The sequence below is a fragment of the Rhodococcus sp. ARC_M6 genome (genome assembly GCF_022810305.1).
GTDB lineage: Bacteria > Actinomycetota > Actinomycetes > Mycobacteriales > Mycobacteriaceae > Rhodococcus_F.
Genome location: NZ_JALGQH010000083.1, coordinates 1 through 561 on the forward strand (window position 1 = coordinate 1; position 561 = coordinate 561).

General features: G+C 60.1%; 2 protein-coding genes. Both read left to right on the forward strand.

Going from position 1 to position 561, the window contains the following annotated elements; all coding sequences use genetic code 11:
• A partial coding sequence (locus tag MTX36_RS30745; protein ID WP_243623203.1) for a roadblock/LC7 domain-containing protein occupies positions 1-238 on the forward strand: 238 nt, incomplete at its 5' end.
• 5 nt (positions 239-243) lie between these two features.
• Positions 244-561, forward strand: a 318-nt coding sequence (locus MTX36_RS30750) for a DUF742 domain-containing protein (RefSeq protein ID WP_243623204.1), incomplete at its 3' end; no start/stop codon positions are given.

A 561-nucleotide genomic window follows, 5' to 3' on the forward strand; every position in this document is an offset into this window, starting at 1 on the left:
ACTCGCCAGCTTGTCGGCGGGTGCATCACGTTTGTTCGACGGCGGTGCTGTCCTGCAATCGGTGGTCGAGATGGAAAACGGCTACCTTCTCCTCATGGGGGTCGGTAGCGGCGCGTACCTTGCGGCGTTGGCCGTCGTGGGGTGCGATATCGGCCAGATTGGTTACGAGATGGCAACTCTGGTCGATCGGGTCGGAACCACCATGGATATCGCTCCCAGATCAGGTCGGGGTATTTGATCTAGATGCCACATCATCACCCCGAGCACACTGATCCTGAACCCAGCCTCGTTCGGTCGTATGCACTCACCGAAGGCAGGACGAAGCCGTCCATCGATCTTCCGCTCGAAGCAATAGTCGCGACGGTCGAAGACGCGATCACGAAACGCCTTGCACCGGAGGATATTCGTGCGTCGATCGTCAGCCTGTGTGAGCGGCGAATCTCCATCGCGGAAATCGCTGCGCACCTTGCTGTTCCGATCGGGGTTGCACGGGTTCTGGTGGCGGATCTCGTCGTCGCCGGGGCGTTGGAAGTACAAGCCACTCTGCGAAGCGATGCGACC